Annotated in this window: 16 protein-coding genes and 3 tRNA genes; 17 read left to right on the top strand and 2 right to left on the bottom strand. The window is 20.1% G+C overall.

All coding sequences use genetic code 11. The features are described 5' to 3' along the window. Positions 1-289 precede the first annotated feature (289 nt). Complete coding sequence (locus GJT81_RS01640) at positions 290-1,945, top strand: DEAD/DEAH box helicase (RefSeq protein ID WP_169785596.1); 1,656 nt, start codon at positions 290-292, stop codon at positions 1,943-1,945. Positions 1,946-2,130: 185 nt separating this feature from the next. Here the strand turns inward: GJT81_RS01640 and pgi are convergent, their stop codons facing one another. Beyond that, a complete protein-coding gene (gene pgi / locus GJT81_RS01635; RefSeq protein ID WP_169785595.1) occupies positions 2,131-3,753 on the bottom strand; it encodes a glucose-6-phosphate isomerase in 1,623 nt (540 codons plus the stop codon). Between the two features lie 200 nt (positions 3,754-3,953). Between pgi and GJT81_RS01630 the strand changes: the two genes are divergently transcribed. Then, the gene (locus tag GJT81_RS01630; protein ID WP_169785594.1) at positions 3,954-4,727 is read left to right on the top strand and encodes an alpha/beta fold hydrolase; all 774 of its coding nucleotides are present in this window, start codon (positions 3,954-3,956) and stop codon (positions 4,725-4,727) included. A 24-nt stretch (positions 4,728-4,751) separates the two neighbouring features. After that, a complete protein-coding gene (gene fldA / locus GJT81_RS01625) occupies positions 4,752-5,258 on the top strand; it encodes a flavodoxin FldA (protein ID WP_169785593.1) in 507 nt (168 codons plus the stop codon). A 63-nt stretch (positions 5,259-5,321) separates the two neighbouring features. Here fldA and glnS read toward each other — a convergent pair whose 3' ends face one another. Next, complete coding sequence (glnS, locus tag GJT81_RS01620; protein WP_169785592.1) at positions 5,322-6,989, bottom strand: glutamine--tRNA ligase; 1,668 nt, start codon at positions 6,987-6,989, stop codon at positions 5,322-5,324. Between the two features lie 104 nt (positions 6,990-7,093). Here glnS and GJT81_RS01615 point away from each other — a divergent pair. The 14 genes from GJT81_RS01615 (at position 7,094) to GJT81_RS01550 (ending at position 21,603) form a co-directional block, all read left to right on the top strand. Beyond that, a tRNA-Met gene (locus GJT81_RS01615) sits at positions 7,094-7,167 on the top strand. 12 nt (positions 7,168-7,179) lie between these two features. Then, positions 7,180-7,262 (top strand) — tRNA-Leu (locus GJT81_RS01610). 28 nt (positions 7,263-7,290) lie between these two features. Continuing rightward, positions 7,291-7,362, top strand: a tRNA-Gln gene (locus GJT81_RS01605). 67 nt (positions 7,363-7,429) lie between these two features. Further along, a complete protein-coding gene (gene miaB, locus GJT81_RS01600; protein WP_169785591.1) occupies positions 7,430-8,770 on the top strand; it encodes a tRNA (N6-isopentenyl adenosine(37)-C2)-methylthiotransferase MiaB in 1,341 nt (446 codons plus the stop codon). Positions 8,771-8,821: 51 nt separating this feature from the next. Beyond that, a complete protein-coding gene (gene ybeY / locus GJT81_RS01595) occupies positions 8,822-9,274 on the top strand; it encodes an rRNA maturation RNase YbeY (protein WP_169785590.1) in 453 nt (150 codons plus the stop codon). Between the two features lie 218 nt (positions 9,275-9,492). Continuing rightward, entirely contained in the window at positions 9,493-12,039 is a 2,547-nt protein-coding gene (gene leuS, locus GJT81_RS01590) for a leucine--tRNA ligase (RefSeq protein WP_169785589.1), read from the top strand. 97 nt (positions 12,040-12,136) lie between these two features. Beyond that, a complete protein-coding gene (holA, locus tag GJT81_RS01585) occupies positions 12,137-13,144 on the top strand; it encodes a DNA polymerase III subunit delta (protein WP_169785588.1) in 1,008 nt (335 codons plus the stop codon). Between the two features lie 53 nt (positions 13,145-13,197). Further along, a complete protein-coding gene (gene mrdA, locus GJT81_RS01580; RefSeq protein WP_169785587.1) occupies positions 13,198-15,063 on the top strand; it encodes a penicillin-binding protein 2 in 1,866 nt (621 codons plus the stop codon). 17 nt (positions 15,064-15,080) lie between these two features. After that, positions 15,081-16,199, top strand: coding sequence for a rod shape-determining protein RodA (gene rodA / locus GJT81_RS01575; protein ID WP_169785586.1), 1,119 nt, complete (start codon positions 15,081-15,083; stop codon positions 16,197-16,199). Positions 16,200-16,255: 56 nt separating this feature from the next. Next, positions 16,256-17,347, top strand: coding sequence for a 3-phosphoserine/phosphohydroxythreonine transaminase (gene serC, locus GJT81_RS01570; protein WP_169785585.1), 1,092 nt, complete (start codon positions 16,256-16,258; stop codon positions 17,345-17,347). A 46-nt stretch (positions 17,348-17,393) separates the two neighbouring features. Continuing rightward, the gene (aroA, locus tag GJT81_RS01565) at positions 17,394-18,683 is read left to right on the top strand and encodes a 3-phosphoshikimate 1-carboxyvinyltransferase (protein WP_169785584.1); all 1,290 of its coding nucleotides are present in this window, start codon (positions 17,394-17,396) and stop codon (positions 18,681-18,683) included. Between the two features lie 258 nt (positions 18,684-18,941). Continuing rightward, positions 18,942-20,600, top strand: coding sequence for a 30S ribosomal protein S1 (gene rpsA, locus GJT81_RS01560; RefSeq protein ID WP_169785583.1), 1,659 nt, complete (start codon positions 18,942-18,944; stop codon positions 20,598-20,600). 58 nt (positions 20,601-20,658) lie between these two features. After that, positions 20,659-20,934, top strand: coding sequence for an HU family DNA-binding protein (locus GJT81_RS01555; RefSeq protein ID WP_169785582.1), 276 nt, complete (start codon positions 20,659-20,661; stop codon positions 20,932-20,934). 42 nt (positions 20,935-20,976) lie between these two features. Further along, positions 20,977-21,603, top strand: a complete 627-nt coding sequence (locus tag GJT81_RS01550; protein ID WP_169785581.1) for an MBL fold metallo-hydrolase — start codon at positions 20,977-20,979, stop codon at positions 21,601-21,603. Positions 21,604-21,648: the final 45 nt, after the last annotated feature.

Genomic DNA, 21,648 nt, shown 5'->3' with positions numbered 1-21,648 from the left:
TGTTTATTTTTTAATAACATAATTACAAATTATATTTTTTATTTTATTATTTCAAATATAAAATTATTATATTTACTATATTTAATATAATTAAACATAATTTTTAACACGTTAATAATTTATATAATTTATAAAATTAGTTTATATGAAATTTTATATTTAATAAAATTATTATTTTATAAATTAATAAATTTTTTATAAAAAATTTATTATTCAATATTTATTCAAAATAATAATTTTTTTATATTTTATTTTTTTACATTATAAATTTAAGAGGCATGTGTATTACATGACTAATGTTGAAATTACTTTCGCTAAACTAGGTTTAAATAATTATCTCTTAAAAGCATTAAATACAATAGGATACATTAAACCATCTCCAATACAAACAGAATGTATTCCTCCTTTACTATTTAAAAAAGATGTATTAGGTATAGCACAAACTGGAAGTGGTAAAACAGCAGCTTTTTCTTTACCATTATTACATAATATTAATATATCTAATAAAAATACTCAGATTTTAATTTTAGCTCCTACTAGGGAGTTAGCAATGCAAGTTTCAAAAGCAATATCTTTATTTAGTAAATTTATGATTGGAGTACATGTATTAGTGTTGTATGGAGGTCAATCATACAGTATTCAATTAAAGGGATTAAGATTAGGACCACAAATAATTGTTGCTACTCCTGGACGTTTATTAGATCATATTAAAAGAGGTACTGTAAATTTATCAAATTTAAAAAGTTTAGTTTTAGATGAAGCAGATGAAATGTTGAGAATGGGTTTTATTGAAGATGTAGAATATATAATATCCATTATACCTAAAGGATACCAAATTGCATTGTTTTCTGCAACTATGCCAATACAAATTAAAAATATCACAAAAAAATTCATGAATAATCCTCATGAAGTTAGAATAGCATCAAATGTTAATACTATACCAGATATTAATCAAAATTATTGGAATGTTCATGGAAGAAAAATAGATGCTCTTAAAAAATTTCTTGAAACCGAAGATTTTGATGCAGCATTAATTTTTGTACGTACTAAAAATGCAACTATTGAAGTTTCTGAAATATTAAAACAATCTGGTTATAACAGTGCAGCTTTAAATGGAGATATGAATCAAAATGTTAGAGAACAAACATTAGATAAATTTAAAAATGGTAATTTAGATATTTTAATTGCTACTGATATTGCTGCAAGAGGATTAGATGTAGAAAGAATATCTTTAGTAATAAATTATGATGTTCCAATAGATGTAGAATCATATGTACATCGTATAGGAAGAACTGGACGTGCTGGTAGAACAGGTAAAGCCTTAATGTTTGTAGAAAATAGAGAAAAAAGATTTTTAAGAAATATTGAACACAAAATAAAATTTCATATTTCAGAAGTATTTTTACCTAATGCTAAACTATTAACAGAAAAAAGATTAATAAAATTTGGAATAAAAATCAATAAACAATTAGAATCTAATGATTTAGATAAATATAAAATAATTTTATCTAAATTACAATACAAAAATAATTTAGATCAAGAAAAATTATCAATAGCTTTATTAAAAATAGCACAAGGATTCAGACCTTTAATTGTACCTCCTGATCCTATTTTTACTCAAAAAAAAATATTTTATAATAAACAATCAAGATTTATTAAGTTCAATAGTAAATTAAAAAATAAAAATAATATATACAAAAAAAAATATAAAAATAAAAATAAAAATATGGAATTATATAAAATAAATATTGGTAAAAAAGATGGAGTTGAAATTCGTCATATTGTTGGTGCTATGATTAATGAAGGAGAAATTAATAGTCATTATATTGGTAATATAAAATTGTTTTCTCTATATTCCACAATTGAATTGTCTAAAGTTTTAAATAAAAATTTTAAAAAAATTAGAATTTTAAACAAAATTATACATATAAAATTATTTAATTAAAACTATTAATTATATTTGATTATTATTTTAATAAAAATAAATAATCTTTAAAAGATTAATAATTTTCAATAATATTATATTTTTATATATAAAAATATAATATTATTTTATAGATAAAATCTCTATCTATTTTAATAGATTTTAAAAAAATTAACTTAATCTTTTTATATTTAATATATATAAAATTAATTTAATGTATTAAATAATTTATAAAAATTTATTAATCCGTTAGTTGATTCATCATAATGGGTGGTTTTTTTATTATTATTTAAATCTGATATTAATAGGTTAGCCATTTTTTTACCTAATTCAACTCCCCATTGATCAAAAGAAAAAATGTTTAAAATTACTCCTTGCATAAAAATTTTATGTTCATATAAAGCAATTAATGATCCTAGATTATTTGGTGTAATTTCTCTTAAAAAAATTGAGTTACTAGGATGATTACCTGGACATAATTTATATATGTTATTTTCTATATTATTATTATTTTTATTACCAAAAGCTAATGCTTGTGTTTGTGCTATATAATTAGATATTAACTTATTATGATGATTATTTAAATAATTATGAGTAAGTACTGGTGCGATAAAATCGCATGGAATAAATTTTGTTCCTTGATGTAACATTTGAAAAAATGAATGTTGACTATTAGTTCCTATATCACCCCATATAATTGGACTCGTTTGATAATTTATTATTTTACCATTTCTATCAATAGATTTACCATTAGATTCCATATTTAATTGTTGTAAATATTGTGGAAAATATCTCATATAATAATCATAAAGTATTATTGCTTCTGTTTCTGCTTCCCAAAAATTATTATACCAAATACTTATTAAAGACATAATAATAGGTATATTCTGTCTAATAGGATTATAAAAAAAATGATTGTCCATTTTCTCTGCACCTTTTAATAATTTTTGAAAATTATTGAATCCAAGAGATAATGATATTGGTAAACCTATAGATGACCATAAAGAAAAACGTCCACCTATCCAATCACACAATGGTAAAATATTATTTTTATTTATTCCAAACTCTTGTGCAGAATTAATATTCGCAGTTATAGCAATAAAATGTTTTGATACATTATCATTAAAATTTGTATTAAAAGTATTTTCTATAAACCACTCTTTTACACTCTTTGCATTAGAAATAGTTTCTTGAGTAGTAAAAGTTTTAGAAGAAATAATAAATACACTATTTTCCGGTTTAATTTTTTTTAAAACGTCTAATAGTTGATTACTATCAATATTTGATATAAAATATAAGTTTAAATGATTTTTATAAGATTTTAATGCTTCTGTTACCATTAATGGACCTAAATTTGAACCTCCAATACCTATATTTATAATATTTTTTATTGTATGATTTTGATATCCTTTCCATTTTCCTGAAATTATATCATCAGAGATTTGTTTAATTTTTTTTAAATTAATAATAATATTATTATATATATTTTCATTATTTAAAAAAGTACTTGTACTATATTGATTACGTAATGCAATATGTAAAACTGGTTTCTTTTCTGTTATATTAATATCTTCCCCATAAAACATAGAATTAATAGCATTATTATAATCAATTTCTTTAGCTAAATTAATCAAATTTTTAATTGTTTTTTCATTAATTATATTCTTTGAAAAATCAAAAAGAATTTCGTTTTCAAAATTAATAGAAAATTTAGAGAATCTTTTTTTGTCTTTTTTAAATAAATCAATAAGTGTAATTTCTTTCATTTCTTGAAAATGTTCTGTTAATATTTTCCAAGAAATCGTTTTAGTGGGATTTATATTTTTCATAAAGAATATTATTTTTTATTTATACATTTTATTATGTGAATTAAATAATGATTATTAATATAATTTATTATATAAATAATATTTTAATAAGTTTTAACAATTTTATATTATAATAAAAAATTATAATAAATATATAAATATATATATTTATTTAAAATAATATATATTTAAATATAAATTTAAATAAAACAAATTATATTATGATTTTAAATTACTCTATTATTCCTATAAATAATTTTGATCAAAAAATAAATAGAACTATTATTACAATTCACGGTTTATTTGGTAATAAACACAGTTTACATTATATTGCTAAAATTTTAAATAAAAAATTAAAATACAAAATTGTTGAAATTGATGTAAGAAACCATGGTTCATCTCCTCATAATAATAATATGGATTATATATTAATGGCTCAAGATATTTTAGATACGCTTAAATATATTGGTATTAAAAATAAAATTATTATAATAGGACATTCCATGGGTGGTAAAATTGCTATGACTATGACTAAATTAATTCCTAATTTTATAAAAAAAATTATTATTCTTGATATAGCACCTGTTAATTATTATTTTAATAATAAAAATATTTTTTTTATATTAAATAAAATTCATAAGTTAAAAATATTTACTAAAGTAAAAGCTTTTGAAATAATGAGTTTTTATATAAAAAAAACACACATAATTAAATTTCTTTTAAATTCTTTTTCTAACGGAAAATGGAAGTTTAATTTACCTATATTAAGTAATGAATATAATACAATATTAAATTGGAAAATAATACCTTCATGGTTAGGAGAAATATTATTTTTAAAAGGAGAAAAATCTCTTTATGTTAATCATATATATTATAAAAAATTATTTGATCAATTTCCATTAGCTAAGATATATAATATATCTGCTGGTCATTTTTTACATATTGAAAAAACTAATATAGTTATAAATAAAATATTTAATTTTTGTTTAAAATAAAATTTTTTAAGGTAAATAATTCATATGTCTAAAATAGGTATTTTTTTTGGTAGTGATACAGGTAATACAGAAAATGTTGCATTAAAAATTCAAAAAGAATTATCTATGTTTAATACTAAAGTATTTGATATTTCTAAAAGTAATAAAGAAGATATTGAAAATTTTCCAATACTTTTATTTGGAATATCAACTTGGTATTATGGTGAAGCTCAATGTGATTGGGATGATTTTTTTCCTATTTTAACAACAATAAATTTTCAAAATAAAATTGTAGCTTTATTTGGATGTGGTGATCAAGAAGATTATGGAGATTATTTTTGCGATGCAATTAGTTTAATTTATAAAATTATTAAAAAAAATAAAGCAACAATAATAGGATATTGGCCTACTTTAGGATATCATTTTGAATATACTAAAAGTTTAAAAAATAAAGATTATTTTTTAGGATTAACTATAGATGAAGATAGACAATCTCATTTAACTTCTTTACGTATTAAACAATGGGTCAAACAAATATCTAAAAATTTTTAAATTTTAAAAAATCAATTATATTTTTTATATATAATTGATTTTTATTATAAATAAATTTAAAAATTATATTTTAAATTTATTTTTTAATGATGTTATTTGATTAAAAATTAAAACTTTTTTATTAGAATCTTTTTTATCTAAACAAAAATAACCTTCCCTTTCAAATTGAAAAGATTTATTTTGTTTTTTTTTTAAAATATTTTTTTCAATGAAACCATTATATATTAATAATGATTTTTTATTTATAAAACTTAAAATTTTATTTATATTGATAAAATCAATATTTTTTTTTGTAAATAAATTATCATATATTCTAAAAATAGCTGGAATAGAATGAGAAATTGATAACCAATGAATTACTCCTTTTACATTTCGATTTTTATTTAATTTTTTACCTAAAGTGTTAGAATCATAAGTACAATACACACAAATAATTTTTTCTTTATTCTTTAATATTTTATTAGCTTTAATTACAAAAGAATATCTTAAACGTATTTCTTTTTTTAAAGTTAATTTTTTATTATTTTCTATATCTTTTTCAATAAAATCTAATTCATTTATATATATTTCTTTAGTAAAAAAAATATTTCTAAAACCCATAGCATGGTTATTTGGATGATTAGGAGCAATAATTTTAATTTTTTCTTTTGTTGTAGGAAAATTTGTAATAATTATTTTTAAAGGTTTTAATATAGCCATCATTCTATGAGCATTTTTATTTAATTCATCCCTAATACATGATTCAAGAGATACTCGCTCTATAAGATTATTTTGTTTTGTAACACCAACACGATAACAAAATTCTTTTAAAGATGATGCAGTATAACCTCTTTTTCTTAATCCTGAAATAGTTAACATTCTAGGGTCATTCCAGTTATTTACAATTTTATTATTTACTAATAAATTCATTTTTCTTTTTGATAGAATAGAATACTCTATATTTAACCTAGAAAATTCATATTGCTTAGGATGATGATTTATACTTATATGATTAATAATCCAATCATACAATAATCTATTATCTTGAAATTCTAATGTACATAATGAATGTGTAATTCCTTCAATAGCATCTGCAATACAATGAGCAAAATCATACATAGGATATATACACCATTTATTTCCTGTTTGATGATGTTGAATAAATTTAATTCTATATAAAACAGGATCTCGTAAAACAATAATTTTTGATTGCATATTTATTTTTGCTCTTAAAGATGCACTACCTTCAGAAAATTTACCTAATTTCATTTTATTAAATAATATTAAATTCTCTTCTATACTTCTATTCCGATATGGACTATTTTTACCTGGAATCAATAAAGTTCCTCTATAATTGCGAATTTCTTCTGATGTTAGTTCATCAACATATGCAAAACCTTTTTTAATTAATTCTATGGCATATTCATATAATTGATCAAAATAATCAGATGAATATTTAATATTCTTTGACCACTGAAAACCTAACCAAATTAAATCTTTTTTTATAGATTCTATATATTTAATATTTTCTTTAACAGGATTAGTATCATCAATTCTTAAATTACATTTACCATTAAAATCTTTTGCTATTGTAAAATTAAGGCATATAGATTTAAGATGTCCAATATGTAAATAACCATTAGGTTCTGGTGGAAATCTTGTATATATCAAACCATATTTTTTATTTTTTAAATCATTATTAATAATTTGATAAATAAAATTATTTTTATAAGTATTATTTTTTTTATACATAAGTTAAAGACCATTTTTTTATAATTTATAAAAAATATTCATTTAAAGTAATAAATTAGTTGACGTTCTAATTTTATATTTACATAATATACTTATGTTTTTTTAGCTACGTAGCTCAGGTGGTTAGAGCACAGCACTCATAACGCTGAGGTCATGGGTTCAATTCCCATCGTAGCTATATAAAATTTTAGCGGAAGTGGCGGAATTGGAAGACGCACCAGATTTAGGTTCTGGAATTAATATAATATACGAGTTCAAGTCTCGTCTTCCGCAAAATTTTTATTTTATATATTTTTTTTCTTGGGGTATAGCCAAGAGGTTAAGGCACCGGTTTTTGATACCGGCATCCCTGGTTCAAATCCAGGTACCCCAGTAATATTTTTTGAAAAAACAACTCTTATTTATATATATTTTATATATAAACTTAATAATAAATTCTTATGTTAAATAACAAATTATATATTAAAACTTGGGGCTGTCAAATGAATGAATATGATTCATCTAAGATAGCCGATCTAATGGAAAAAGAATTAAATTGTAAAATTACTAAAACTATAAATAATGCTAATATAATTATATTAAATACATGTTCAATTAGAGAAAAAGCTCAAGAAAAATTATTTCATCAGTTAGGAAGATGGAAAAATTTAAAAAAATTAAATCCTAATATAATTATTGGTGTTGGAGGATGTGTTGCTGTACAAGAAGGTAAAAAGATACTAAATAGAGCTAATCATGTAGATATTATTTTTGGACCACAAACTTTACATAGAATTCCTATGATGATTAAAAAAGTTCGTATATTTAAAAAATATTTAATTGATATTAGTTTTCCAAAAATAGAAAAATTTAATTATTTTCCATCACCAAAAAAAAGAAATATTAGTGAATTTATTTCTATAATAGAAGGTTGTAATAAATATTGCACGTATTGCATCGTACCACACACAAGAGGAAAAGAAGTTAGTAGACCTTATCAAGATATTATAAAAGAAATAATAATTTTATCTAAACAAGGAGTTAAAGAAGTTCATTTATTAGGACAAAATGTTAATGCTTATAAATATATAGATTTAGAAGGTAATATATGTAATTTTCCCACATTATTAAAAAAAATTTCTAAAATTAAAGCTATTAAAAGAATTAGATTTACTACTAGTCATCCACAAAATTTTTCTGATGAATTAATCCAAACATATTATGAAATACCCCAATTAGTTAGTTCTGTTCATTTACCTGTACAAAGTGGATCTAATAAGATTTTATCATTAATGAAAAGAAGATATAATATTATTGAATATAAAAATATTATCAAGAAATTAAGAATTGTTAGGTCTAATATACAAATTAGTTCAGATTTTATTATAGGTTTTCCTGGAGAAACACAAAATGATTTTTATAAAACTATTTCATTAATATTAGATGTTAATTTTGATATGAGTTTTAGTTTTATATATTCTCCTAGACCAGGAACTCCAGCAAGTAAATTAAATAATAATATTAGTGAATATGAAAAAAAACAAAGATTATATATTTTACAATATTATATTAATCAACAAATTAAAAAAAATAGTAAAAAAATGTTAAACACTATACAAACTATTTTAGTTGAAGGTATATCACCTCAAAATAAACAATTTTTTTTTGGTAGAACAGAAAACAATCGAGTTGTTTTTTTTCTAAATAAATATAATTATATTGGGAAATTAGTTAATATAAAAATTACTGCTTTTTATTTATATTCATTACATGGTAAATTTATTTCTTTAAATGATAATTAATATTAATAATTTATATTAATTTAAAAATTATATATATTTGGTAAATAATAAATGAAAAATATTCTATTAAATTATAATAATTATTGTAAAAATAAAAATAATTTACCTTTAAAAAGTAATTTATATAATTGGTTATATATTATTTTTAATAATTATAAAAAAAAATTTATAATAAATATTAGTATTGTAGAAAAAAAAATAATCAAAAAACTCAATATGAAATTTTTAAGTATGAATAAAACAACTAATGTTTTATGTTTTCCTTATGAAGATTATTTATCTAAAAAATTTTTTTTAGGAGATATTATCTTATGTAAAGATATTATTGAATATGAAGCTTATATGTACAATAAAAAAATAGAAGAATATTGGGCTCATATGATTATACATTCCAGTCTACATTTATTAAAATTTGATCATTTTAATAATAAAAAAACAAAAATAATGCAATTAGAAGAAATTAAATTACTTACTCTTCTTGGATATTCTAATCCTTACAAATAATTTTTATATAAATATTTTTATATAAAAATTAATATTTATATATTATTATATAATATAAATTTAAACTAAATATATTTATATTAAGAAAAATAACTAATAATATTAAATTTTTTATTACAAATATTATTTTTATATAAAAAATTACATATTTTACTTATATAAAACACTAATTTTTATTAGTAAATAATATAGATAAAATATATAAGGTGTTTATAAATATGAAAAAAGAATATTTACCTGCAGAAATAGAATCATATGTACAAAAAATATGGGATATAAATAAAACATTTAAAGTTACTGAAGATAAACATAAAAAAAAATTTTATTGTCTTTCTATGTTACCTTACCCATCAGGAAAATTACATATGGGACACGTGCGTAATTATACAATCGGAGATGTGATTGCTAGATATCAACGTATGTTGGGTAAAAATGTTTTACATCCTATAGGTTGGGACGCTTTTGGTTTACCTGCAGAAAATGCTGCTATGAATAACAATATTAGACCAGATATATGGACTAAAAATAATATTCATTATATGAAAAAACAATTAAAATTATTAGGTTTTAGTTATGATTGGGATAGAGAAATAACAACTTGTCATTCTGATTATTATCGTTGGGAACAATGGTTTTTTTTAAAATTATATAATCATGGATTAGTTTATAAAAAAATTTCACCCGTAAATTGGTGTCCAATAGATCAAACTGTATTAGCTAATGAACAAGTTCATAAAAATCGTTGTTGGAGATGTAATAGTAATGTTATAAAAAAATCTATTTCTCAATGGTTTCTTAAAATTACTACTTATGCTGAAGAATTATTAAATTCATTAAAAACATTACATGGTTGGCCACAAAAAGTTAAAACTATGCAAATGAATTGGATAGGTAAAATAGAAGGATTAGACATAAATTTTAATATTTTTAATAGTAATGATAATATTCAAGTTTTTATAAAAAATATTTATTTTTATATAAATATTTGTTTTATAAAAATATTATTTAATCATCCTTTACTTAAAAAAATTTCTTATATAAATACTAAAATTAATAATTTTATAAAATCATGTGATTTATTATTACAAGATAATAATATTGAAGAATTATCTATCGATAGTGGATTATTTGCTATTAATATAATAACAAAAAAAAAAATTCCAATATTAATTGTTAATAAAATTTCTCATCATTATAATATTCAAGCTACTATTGGAATACCTACTCATAGTAAACAAGATCTAATATTTGCGCAAAAACATAATATACCTATTATTAAAAATAATAATATAAATTTAATAGTTAATAATTTTAACTATAATCAAAAAAATATTCAATTATTGACTCAATACTTAATTAAGCAAAATATAGCAAAAAAAAAAATATATTATCGATTAAAAGATTGGAGTATTTCAAGACAACGTTTATGGGGTACACCTATACCTGTTGTTATATTAAATAATAAAAAAATTTTTCCCTTAAAAGAAAAAGATTTACCAATATCATTTCCTAGTGAAATTTTTAATAATACACAACAAAATTATAGTGAAAAAGTTAATGATAATTTAGATTGGTTTAAATATAATTTAAACGGAAACAAAGGAATTAGAGAAATAGATACTTTTGATACTTTTATAGAATCTTCTTGGTATTATGCAAGATATACTTGTCCTAAATATAATAAAGAAATGTTAAATAGATCTTCAGTAAAATATTGGCTACCAGTTGATCAATATATAGGTGGAATAGAACATGCTACTATGCATTTAATATATTTTAGATTTTTTCATAAATTAATGAGAGATTTTAAATTATTAGAAAACGATGAACCTGTTAAAAATTTATTATGTCAAGGAATGGTATTAGCTGATTCATTTTATTATATAGATAAAAATAACAAATGTCATTGGATATCACCTGTTAATGTTATCGTTAAAAAAAGAGATAAAAATAATAATATCATTGATGTTGAAGATAATACAGGTAGAAAATTAATATATAATGGTATGATTAAAATGTCTAAATCTAAAAATAATGGAATAGATCCAGAAAATATAATAAAAAAATATGGAGCTGACATTTTACGTATTTTTATAATGTTTGCTGCACCACCTAGTGTATCTTTAAAATGGAAAGAATCAGGAATTAAAGGTATGTCTAGATTTTTAAAAAAAATATGGAAATTTATATTTCAACATAATAAATTTAATTGCAATATAAAAAATATAAATAAACAAATTTTTTATTCAAAAATAAATTTAAAACAAAGATTATTACAAGAATATATAAATAAAATAATAATTAAAGTTTCAAATGATATTGGAAAAAAACAAATTTTTAATACAGCAATATCATCAATAATGTTATTGGTAAATAAAATAACAAAATATAAAATTTCTAATTTAGAAGATCATATTATTATTCATGATGCATTAATAGTTATAATTAAAATGTTATATCCATTTACACCACATTTTTCTTTTGTATTATGGAAATATATCGGTAATAGTAATGATATTGATAACGAAACATGGCCTGTAGTTATTAATATTCAATTTGATAAAAAAAAATCATTTAATATTATTATACAACTTAATGGGAAAAAAAAATATATAATTAATATACCATATAGTTATAAAAATTCTAAAGATAATATTAAAAAATATATATTAAATCATAAAAAAATATTAAAACTTATATTAAATCATAATATAATTAAAACAATTTATGTACCAAATAAAATATTTAACATTGTTATAAAATGACAAAATATTTATAAAATTTTTTGTTATAATTTTTATATAATGATATTATTAAATAATTAAAATTATTAAATTTAAGAGATTATTAATAATATTTTTTATGAATCAAGTTTTAGTAAAAAATATAGATATTGATATTTATCAGAATAAATATAATTGCTACATATTAGCTGGTAATGAATCTTTTTTTATAAAAAGAACTGTTATTAAATTACGTAATAATACAAAAGTATTAGGTTTTGTAGAATATAGTTCTATTGTTATAGATAATCATACTGAATGGAATAATATTTTTCATAAGTTTTTAGAAAGAAATATTTTTTATAAAAAAGAAATAATAAATCTAATTTTTCTTGATAAAAAAATATTTATTAATTGTAAAAAAAAAATAATTAATCTTTTTAAAATTATTAATATTGATATTATTCTTATATTAGAAATACATACAGATATTGCTATTTCTTCTAATTTTATATTTAAAATAATCAATAATCATTTTTTTTTATTAAGAATATGTAATAAATTAAATAACATACAATTGATTAATTGGGTCTTTATTAAAATTAAAAAATTAAATTTATTATTAAATAGTTCTTGTTGTAAGTTATTATGCTATTTATATGAAGATAATTTAACTTTTTTATATCAAACACTTAAAGATATATCTTTATTATATCCTAAAAAAAGTAATATTAATTTGAAATTTCTTTCAAAAATTACAAATAATTTTTTATTTATAAAATCTCATGATTTAATATTTTCAAAAAAAATACAACATAGTATTAATATACTAAATAAATTAAAACATGAACAAATAAGTCCTTATTTAATATTATCTAAAATAGAAAAAAATATTTTTTTACTTTTAATCTTAAAAAGAAATATGAATAAAGATAATTTTTATTATTTATTAAAAAAATCTTTAATTCCTATAGATAAATATTCAATTATAAAAAAAATTTTAAAAAAAATTACTCATGATCAATTATATTTATCAATTAAATTATTATTAGAAATAGAAATAAATATAAAAACATTTATAATTAATGATTATATTAAAAAATATTTTTGGATTGATTTAGAACAATTGATTTTATTAATTTTATAAAAAATAATTGTGTATATTAGTTTGTTATTAAAAATAAAGGAAGTAATTATCTAATGATATTAGATTCTAATATTACTCAAAGTAATACTAAAAAAAATCAAAATTTTATTCGAAGAATAATATTATTATTAATAATTATTATATTATCTTTATCTATTTTATTATTTAATTTATATACTTTACAAATAATAAAATTTAATTTTTATGAAAAAAAATCTAAAAAAAATTATATTAAATTATTACCTTTAGTACCTATGAGAGGACTAATTTATGATAGAAATGGAATATTATTAGCTATGAATAAAACTTTTTATAAATTAGCTTTTTTACCTTTTCAAAATAAAGATATTGTAAAAAAAATAAGAACAATACGATCTATAATACATATATCTAAAAAAAATGTTAAATTATTTTTGAAAGCACTACAAAAAGATACAGTTCATCCAATAATTATGAAAGTAGATTTAAATGATGTTGAAGTAGCAAAATTTTTTTTAAATAAGTATAGACTTCCAGGTTTTTTTTTAGTAACTTATCAAAAAAGATTTTATCCTTATAGTGCAATATGTGCACATTTTATTGGATATATATCAAGAATTAGTATTGAAGATTTACGTAGTTTAATAAAACAAAAAAAGAGAAAAAATTATATTCATAGTAAAAATATTGGTAAATCTGGAGTTGAAAAATATTATGAAAATGTTTTACATGGTATTACAGGATATAAAAAAATAGAAATAGATAATAGAAGACATATTATAAAACAAATTTCTCAAAAGAATGCATATGCAGGTTATGATATTTTTTTAAGTATAGATATTAAATTACAAAAATATGTTTCATCATTAATACCTCAGAATATACGTTCTGCTCTTATTGTTTTAAATCCTAAAGATGGTAGTATTTTAGCTATGGTTTCTACACCTAGTTTTAATCCAAATTTATTTATACGTAGAATGACTCACAAAGTTTTTAATCATTTAATACATGATAAAAATAAACCACTTATTAATCGTGCTATTCAAGGAATATATCCACCAGCATCAACAGTTAAACCATATATATCTATAGCTGCTTTGCAATTAGGATTAATAGATGAAAAAACTATTATTTTTGATCCTGGGTGGTGGGAAATACCAAAATGTCATAAACGTTATAAAGATTGGAAAAAAACAGGACATGGTTATTTAGATCTTATTAAATCATTAGAAGAATCTGCGGATACTTTTTTTTATCAAATAGCTTTTAATATGGGTATTAATAAAATACATCATTGGATGAAAAAATTTGGTTATGGAGAACTAACAAAAGTTGATTTAGCTAATGAAAAATTAGGTAATTTACCAACAAAGAAATGGAAATTAAATAATAAACAAGATACTTGGTATACAGGAGATACTATATCTGTAGGAATAGGTCAAAGTTATTGGTATACAACACCAATACAAATGAGCAAAGCATTAATAATATTAATCAATAATGGGATTGTAAAACAACCTCATATTTTAAAACAGATAAAAATAAATGATAAATATTATCCTTTTAAATCTAAACATTATGCTTCCATTAGAAATATATCTAATCAATATTGGAAATTAGTAAAAAGAGGAATGTATGGAGTAGCAAATCATAATAATGGTACTGCTTATAAAAGTTTATCATTTGCAAAATATATAATAGCTGCTAAATCTGGTACAGCACAAGTTTTTAATTTAAATAATATAAAAAAATATAATATTAATGTAATAAAAGATAGTTTAAGAGATCATAAACTTATGATAGCTTATACTCCTTATAAAAATCCACAAATAGCTATTGTAATTATTATTGAAAACAATAAAGATTTAGTAATAGGAGATATTATGAGAAAAATTTTTGATTATATTTTTGCACATAATAAAGATTTTTTAATAAAATAATATATTTATATATAAATATGAAAAATAAAAAATTTTTTAATAATTTTTTTGTTACGAAATTACATATTGATTTAATATTGTTAATATGTATTATATTAATTTTATCTTTAAGTATTATAGTTACATGGAGTGCTATTGGAGGAAATGAATACATATTTCAAAATAAATTAATACAAATGTTATTAGGATTTATTATAATGATAATATTTGCTCAAATTCCTCCAAAATTTTATGAAAAATATGCATTTTCATTATATTTTTTTTGTATTTTATCATTAACAATTGTTTGTATAATAGGACATATTAGTAAAGGTGCACAAAGATGGTTAGATTTAGAATTTATAAAATTTCAACCATCAGAAATAATAAAAATAGCTATTCCTTTAATTATAGCTAAAATAATAAATAAAAGTATTCATCCTATGTCTCTAAAAAAATATTTTCAAATAATGATTTTAATCATGATACCTACCATTTTGATAATTAATGAACCTGATTTAGGTAATGGTGTTTTAATTTTTATTTCTGGATTATGTATTTTATTTTTATCAGGATTATCATGGAAAATTATTATTAATAATTTAATAATAATATTATTAATAATACCCATATCATGGTTTGGATTTATTCATGAATATCAAAAAGAAAGAATTTTTATGTTATTTCATCCTGAAAGTGATCCTTTAAATAGAGGATATCATATTATTCAGTCTAAAATAGCTATTGGATCGGGTGGATTAATAGGTAAAGGATGGTTAAATGGTACTCAAAATCAATACGAATTTTTACCAGAAAAATCTACAGATTTTATCTTTGCTGTATTAGCAGAAGAATTTGGATTTATAGGAGTAGTATTATTAATAATTTTATATACAATATTAATATTTAGAGGAATGATTTTAGCTTTAAAATCAGAAAATTTTTTTGGAAAAATTACGATTAGTGGTATAATATCAATATTATTTTTTTATATTTTTGTTAATATTGGTATGGTTAGTGGTTTGTTACCTGTTGTTGGTATACCTTTACCTTTATTTAGTTATGGAGGAACTTCTCTCATAGTTTCTCTTGCTAGTTTTGGTATCATAATGTCTATTCATACTCATAAAAAAATTATACCTAAAAAAGATACTTAAATATCAAAAAAATTATTTAAATATATTATCAATATTAAATTTTGTGGATATTATTAATGAAAAAAATATTCAATTTTAGTCCAGGTCCAGCAGTTTTACCTCATAAAGTATTATTAAAAGCACAAAACGAATTAATTAATTGGAATAATTTAAATTTTTCAGTTATGGAAATTAGTCATCGTAGTAAATATTTTATAAATTTAGTTGAAGAATTTGAAAACGACTTACGTATATTAATGAATATACCTAATACATATAAAATATTATTTTTTCAAGGAGGCGCAAGAACACAGTTTGCTGCTATTCCAATGAATTTACTTAATTATAATCAAAAAGCCGATTATGCAAATATCGGTTATTGGTCTTATAAAGCAATGGAAGAAGCAAAAAAATATTGTAAACCTAATATTATTCATACCAGAAAAATAATTAATAATATTTTATATATAAAACCAATGAATGAATGGTTATTAGATAATAAATCAATATATATTCATTATTGTTCTAATGAAACTATAGAAGGTATAGCTATCAATGAAGATCCTAAGTTTAAAGATGCAATTGTTGTTGCAGACTTATCTTCTACTATACTTACAAAAAAAATTAATATAACAAATTATGGAATAATATATGCTAGTACTCAAAAAAATGTTGGTCCATCTGGTCTAACTATTGTAATAATTAGAGATGATTTAATTATTAAAAATAATTATCGTAAAGAATTACCATCTGTTTTAAATTACAAAATTATTTCTGATAATAACTCAATGTATAATACACCACCAACATTTTCATTATATTTATCTAGTTTAGTTGTAAAATGGTTAAAAAAAAAAGGAGGAGTAAAATATATTAATAAAATAAATCAAAAAAAAGCAAAATTATTATATTCTACTATAGATAATAGTAAAATATATGTAAATAATATATCTGTTAAAAACAGATCTATAACTAATATAGTTTTTAAAATTAATAAAAAAAATATAGAAAATAAATTTTTAAAAGAAGCGGAGAAACAAGGATTATATTTTCTTAAAGGACATAGTATTATTGGTGGCATAAGAGCTTCAATATATAATGCTATGCCTATAGAAGGTGTACAAGCTTTAGTAAAATTTATGAATAATTTTGAAAAATTATATATATAAAAAATATTAATAAAAATATAATTTTCTATAAAATGAATAATTTATTATGAAAAATATTTTAACTTTAAATCCTATTAATAAAATTAATGGTTGTATTAAATTACCAGGATCTAAAAGTATTTCTAATAGAGCATTATTATTATCTGCATTATCAAATGGGAAGACTAGATTAATTAATCTATTAAATAGTGATGATATTAATCATATGCTTAATGCATTAAAATTATTAGGTATTAAATATTACTTGTCTAATAATAATACTATTTGTGATATTATAGGAAATAATAAATTTTTTAAATGTAATAAAAAATTAACATTATTTTTAGGTAATGCAGGAACAGTTATAAGACCATTAACTGCTCTTTTGTCTTTAAATAAAAATTGTAATATTATATTAACTGGCGAACCACGTATGTTAGAAAGACCTATTGGACATCTTGTTGAATCTTTACGTATGGGTGGAGCTAAAATTGAATATTTAAATAATCAAAATTATCCTCCTATTCATTTAAAAGGTGGATTTACTGGAATAAATAATATTGAAATAGAAGGATCAATATCTAGTCAATTTTTAACATCATTATTAATGATTAGTCCTTTATTAAAAATAGATACATCAATTTTTATAAAAAATAATTTAGTTTCTAAACCATATATTGATGTCACAATTAAATTAATGAAAATTTTTGGTATAACGATATATAATAATAATTATAATAATTTTATTATTAATGGTAACCAAAATTATTTTTCTCCTGGAGAATATACAATTGAAGGAGATGCATCATCTGCTTCATATTTTTTAGCAGCAGCTGCTATTAAAGGTGGGAAAATCAAATTAATTAATATTAATAAAAATAGTATTCAAGGAGATATTAAATTTATTGATGTATTAAAATGTATGGGAGCGAAAATACATAATGGAAAAAATTATATTTCTTGTTCTCGTAATAAATTAAATTCTATTAATATGGATATGAATCATATTCCTGATGCTGCTATGACTATAGCTGTAACTAGTTTATTTGCAAAAGGAATAACTACTATTAAAAATATTTATAATTGGCGTGTTAAAGAAACTGATCGTATAACTGCTATGGTTACTGAATTACGAAAAACTGGAGCTTTTATAATAGAAGGTCAAGATTTTATTACTATAATTCCTCCTAAAAATATAAAAAGTACTATTATTGAAACTTATAATGATCATAGAATGGCAATGTGTTTTTCATTATTATCACTATCTAATAAATCAGTACGTATTATTAATCCTAATTGCATTAGTAAAACATATCCTAATTATTTTGAAGATTTTAAAAAAATTAGTTGTTATTAAATAATAATTTAGAAAATTTCTTATTCATATATAAATATTTTTGTATTATCAAATAAAAATAAAATTTAAATTATAAATTAATCATTATATGCATAGTTGAAGTTAAATAATATTAATGTTAAATTTAAATAAATAAATATTACAAATATATATATTTATATTAACTTCTCATAATATGGATTATATGAGTTTTTTAAAAAAAATCATACTTAATAGGATTTAAGTAGATATTTACTTTATATAGTTAAAGCTATCAATATGACTGAATGTTTTGCTCAATTATTTGAAAAATCTTTAAAAAATAATACTATTAATATAGGTTCTATAATTACTGGGATTATAATTTCTATTGAAAAAGATTTGGTATTAGTAGATGCTGGTTTAAAATCAGAATCTTATATTCCTATAGAACAATTTAAAAATACTCAAGGTAATATTGAAATTAAAGTAGGAGATAAAATAGATGTTGCATTAGATGCTATAGAAGATGGATTTGGAGAAACTATATTATCTAGAGAAAAAGCTAAAAGACATGAAGCATGGTTAATATTAGAAAAATCATATACTAATGTTAGTAACATTACTGGTATTATTACTGGAAAAGTTAAAGGAGGTTTTACTGTAGATTTAAATGGAATTCGATCTTTTTTACCTGGTTCTTTGGTAGATATTAGACCAATAAGAGATACTTTTCATTTAGAAGGTAAAGAATTAAATTTTAAAGTTATTAAATTAGATCAAAAACGTAATAATGTAGTTGTATCTAGAAAAGCAGTAATAGAATCTGAAAATAGCGCTGAAAGAACCCAGTTATTAAATAATTTACATGAAGGTATAAAGATTAAAGGACTAGTTAAAAATCTTACTGATTATGGTGCATTTGTAGATTTAGGTGGAGTCGATGGACTATTACATATTACTGATATGGCTTGGAAACGAGTAAAACATCCTAGTGAAATTGTGAATATAGGAGAAGAAATTTTTGTAAAAGTATTAAAATTTGATAAAGAAAAAATTAGGGTTTCATTAGGACTCAAACAATTAGGAGAAGATCCTTGGATATCTATTTCTCAACGTTATCCTGAAAATAAAAAAACAATAGGTAGAGTAACAAATTTAACAGATTATGGATGTTTTGTTGAAATAGAAGAAGGAGTTGAAGGATTAGTACATATATCTGAAATGGATTGGACTAATAAAAATATTCACCCTTCAAAAGTAGTTAATATTAATGATAAAATAGAAGTTATGGTATTAGACATTGATGAAGAAAGAAGAAGAATTTCTTTAGGAATAAAACAGTGTACTATTAATCCATGGTTAGAATTTGCTAAAAATAATCATAAAGGAGATAAAGTAAAAGGTAAAATAAAATCTATAACAGATTTTGGTATTTTTATTGGTTTGAGTGGAGGTATTGATGGTTTAGTTCATTTATCTGATTTATCTTGGATTAATAATGGTGAAGAAGAAGTACGTAATTATAAAAAAGGAAATGAAATTACAACAATAGTACTTCAAGTAGACTCTGAAAGAGAGAGGATATCTTTAGGAATTAAACAATTAAATGATGATCCATTAAATAATTATATTATAGCACAAAAAAAAGGTATTCTTGTTAAGGGTAATATTATTAACGTTGATTCTAAAATAATAACTATAAAATTTTTAGATGGTATATTAGGTAATATAAAATTATCCGATCAAGTAAATTGTAAAATTGAAAATTTTATTAAATATTTTAAAGTAAAAAGTAATATTGAAAGTAAAATAATTAATATTGATAGAAAAAATAGACTAGTAAATCTTACCATGCCAATTAAAGAAGTGGACAAAAATATTTTTAAAAAAAATAAAAAAGGATCATCTTTTGATAATGTTATGACAGAAGCTTTTAAAGCTGCAAAATGTGAATAAAATTTTATTTTAATAAAAAATAATTACTAAAAATATTAATATAATATGGTGTATATTAATGAACAAATCTGAATTAATTAATAAATTAATATCAGAAAATAAAAATAATAAAATTACGTCTAATATTATTAAAAATATAGTAAGAGAAATATTAGATTGTATGAGTACACATCTTTCTCAAAAACATAAAATAGAAATTAGAGGTTTTGGTAGTTTTTCTCTATATTATAAATCTTCACGAACATGTTATCATCCTAAAACTGGTAATATATTAAAATTAAAATCTCAATATATTATTTTTTTTAAACCAGGAAAACAATTAGAGATAAAATAAATATATAGAACATTTTTAATATATATTATTTTATAATGCATAATGAATTATATAATTATACCTGTAACAAATTTTTATCAAAATTGTTGTATAATATGGTGTTCCATTACTTTACATGCAGCAATAATTGATCCTGGTGGAGAACACCATAAAATTATAGATAATATTACTAAATATAATTTATCTGTGAAAAAAATATTAATAACTCATGGACATTTAGATCATATTGGTTCTGCATATATATTATCTAATATATATAAAATACCTATTTTAGGACCTCATAAAGAAGATGATTTTTGGATAAAAAATATTAAATTTCAAAAAAATATTTTTCAAATTCCTAATTGTATTTTTAAAAATAATCATTGGTTAAAAAATAATGATCAAATTATAATAGGAAATATATTATTAATTGTATATCACTGTCCAGGTCATACTCCTGGACATATAGTGTTTTTTAATAAATTAAATAATATTTTATTTTCAGGAGATATAATTTTTAAAAAAAGTATTGGTAGAACTGATTTCCCATTAAGTAATTATAATATTTTAATTCATTCTATAAAAAGTAAAATATTAGTGTTAGGTAATCATGTTATTATTATTCCAGGACATGGACCTATAACTACTGTAGGATTTGAAATATCAAATAATCCATTTTTAAAATAAAAAGTTATATCTTAAAAAAATAAAATACTAACTAACTATCTATTA

The organism is Enterobacteriaceae endosymbiont of Plateumaris consimilis (genome assembly GCF_012563145.1).
Taxonomy (GTDB): Bacteria; Pseudomonadota; Gammaproteobacteria; order Enterobacterales; family Enterobacteriaceae.
Note: the sequence above shows the minus strand (reverse complement) of the source record. Positions and strands in the feature narration are given on the sequence as shown.

Excerpts from the sequence above, each read along its gene's own strand:
- mrdA (WP_169785587.1), top strand. The coding sequence starts at position 13,198 with ATGATATTAGATTCTAATATTACTCAAAGTAATACTAAAAAAAATCAA.
- miaB (WP_169785591.1), top strand. The coding sequence starts at position 7,430 with ATGTTAAATAACAAATTATATATTAAAACTTGGGGCTGTCAAATGAAT.
- leuS (WP_169785589.1), top strand. The coding sequence starts at position 9,493 with ATGAAAAAAGAATATTTACCTGCAGAAATAGAATCATATGTACAAAAA.
- GJT81_RS01550 (WP_169785581.1), top strand. The coding sequence starts at position 20,977 with ATGAATTATATAATTATACCTGTAACAAATTTTTATCAAAATTGTTGT.
- aroA (WP_169785584.1), top strand. The coding sequence starts at position 17,394 with ATGAAAAATATTTTAACTTTAAATCCTATTAATAAAATTAATGGTTGT.
- serC (WP_169785585.1), top strand. The coding sequence starts at position 16,256 with ATGAAAAAAATATTCAATTTTAGTCCAGGTCCAGCAGTTTTACCTCAT.
- rodA (WP_169785586.1), top strand. The coding sequence starts at position 15,081 with ATGAAAAATAAAAAATTTTTTAATAATTTTTTTGTTACGAAATTACAT.
- glnS (WP_169785592.1), bottom strand. The coding sequence starts at position 6,989 with ATGTATAAAAAAAATAATACTTATAAAAATAATTTTATTTATCAAATT.
- holA (WP_169785588.1), top strand. The coding sequence starts at position 12,137 with ATGAATCAAGTTTTAGTAAAAAATATAGATATTGATATTTATCAGAAT.
- GJT81_RS01630 (WP_169785594.1), top strand. The coding sequence starts at position 3,954 with ATGATTTTAAATTACTCTATTATTCCTATAAATAATTTTGATCAAAAA.
- rpsA (WP_169785583.1), top strand. The coding sequence starts at position 18,942 with ATGACTGAATGTTTTGCTCAATTATTTGAAAAATCTTTAAAAAATAAT.
- pgi (WP_169785595.1), bottom strand. The coding sequence starts at position 3,753 with ATGAAAAATATAAATCCCACTAAAACGATTTCTTGGAAAATATTAACA.
- fldA (WP_169785593.1), top strand. The coding sequence starts at position 4,752 with ATGTCTAAAATAGGTATTTTTTTTGGTAGTGATACAGGTAATACAGAA.
- ybeY (WP_169785590.1), top strand. The coding sequence starts at position 8,822 with ATGAAAAATATTCTATTAAATTATAATAATTATTGTAAAAATAAAAAT.
- GJT81_RS01640 (WP_169785596.1), top strand. The coding sequence starts at position 290 with ATGACTAATGTTGAAATTACTTTCGCTAAACTAGGTTTAAATAATTAT.
- GJT81_RS01555 (WP_169785582.1), top strand. The coding sequence starts at position 20,659 with ATGAACAAATCTGAATTAATTAATAAATTAATATCAGAAAATAAAAAT.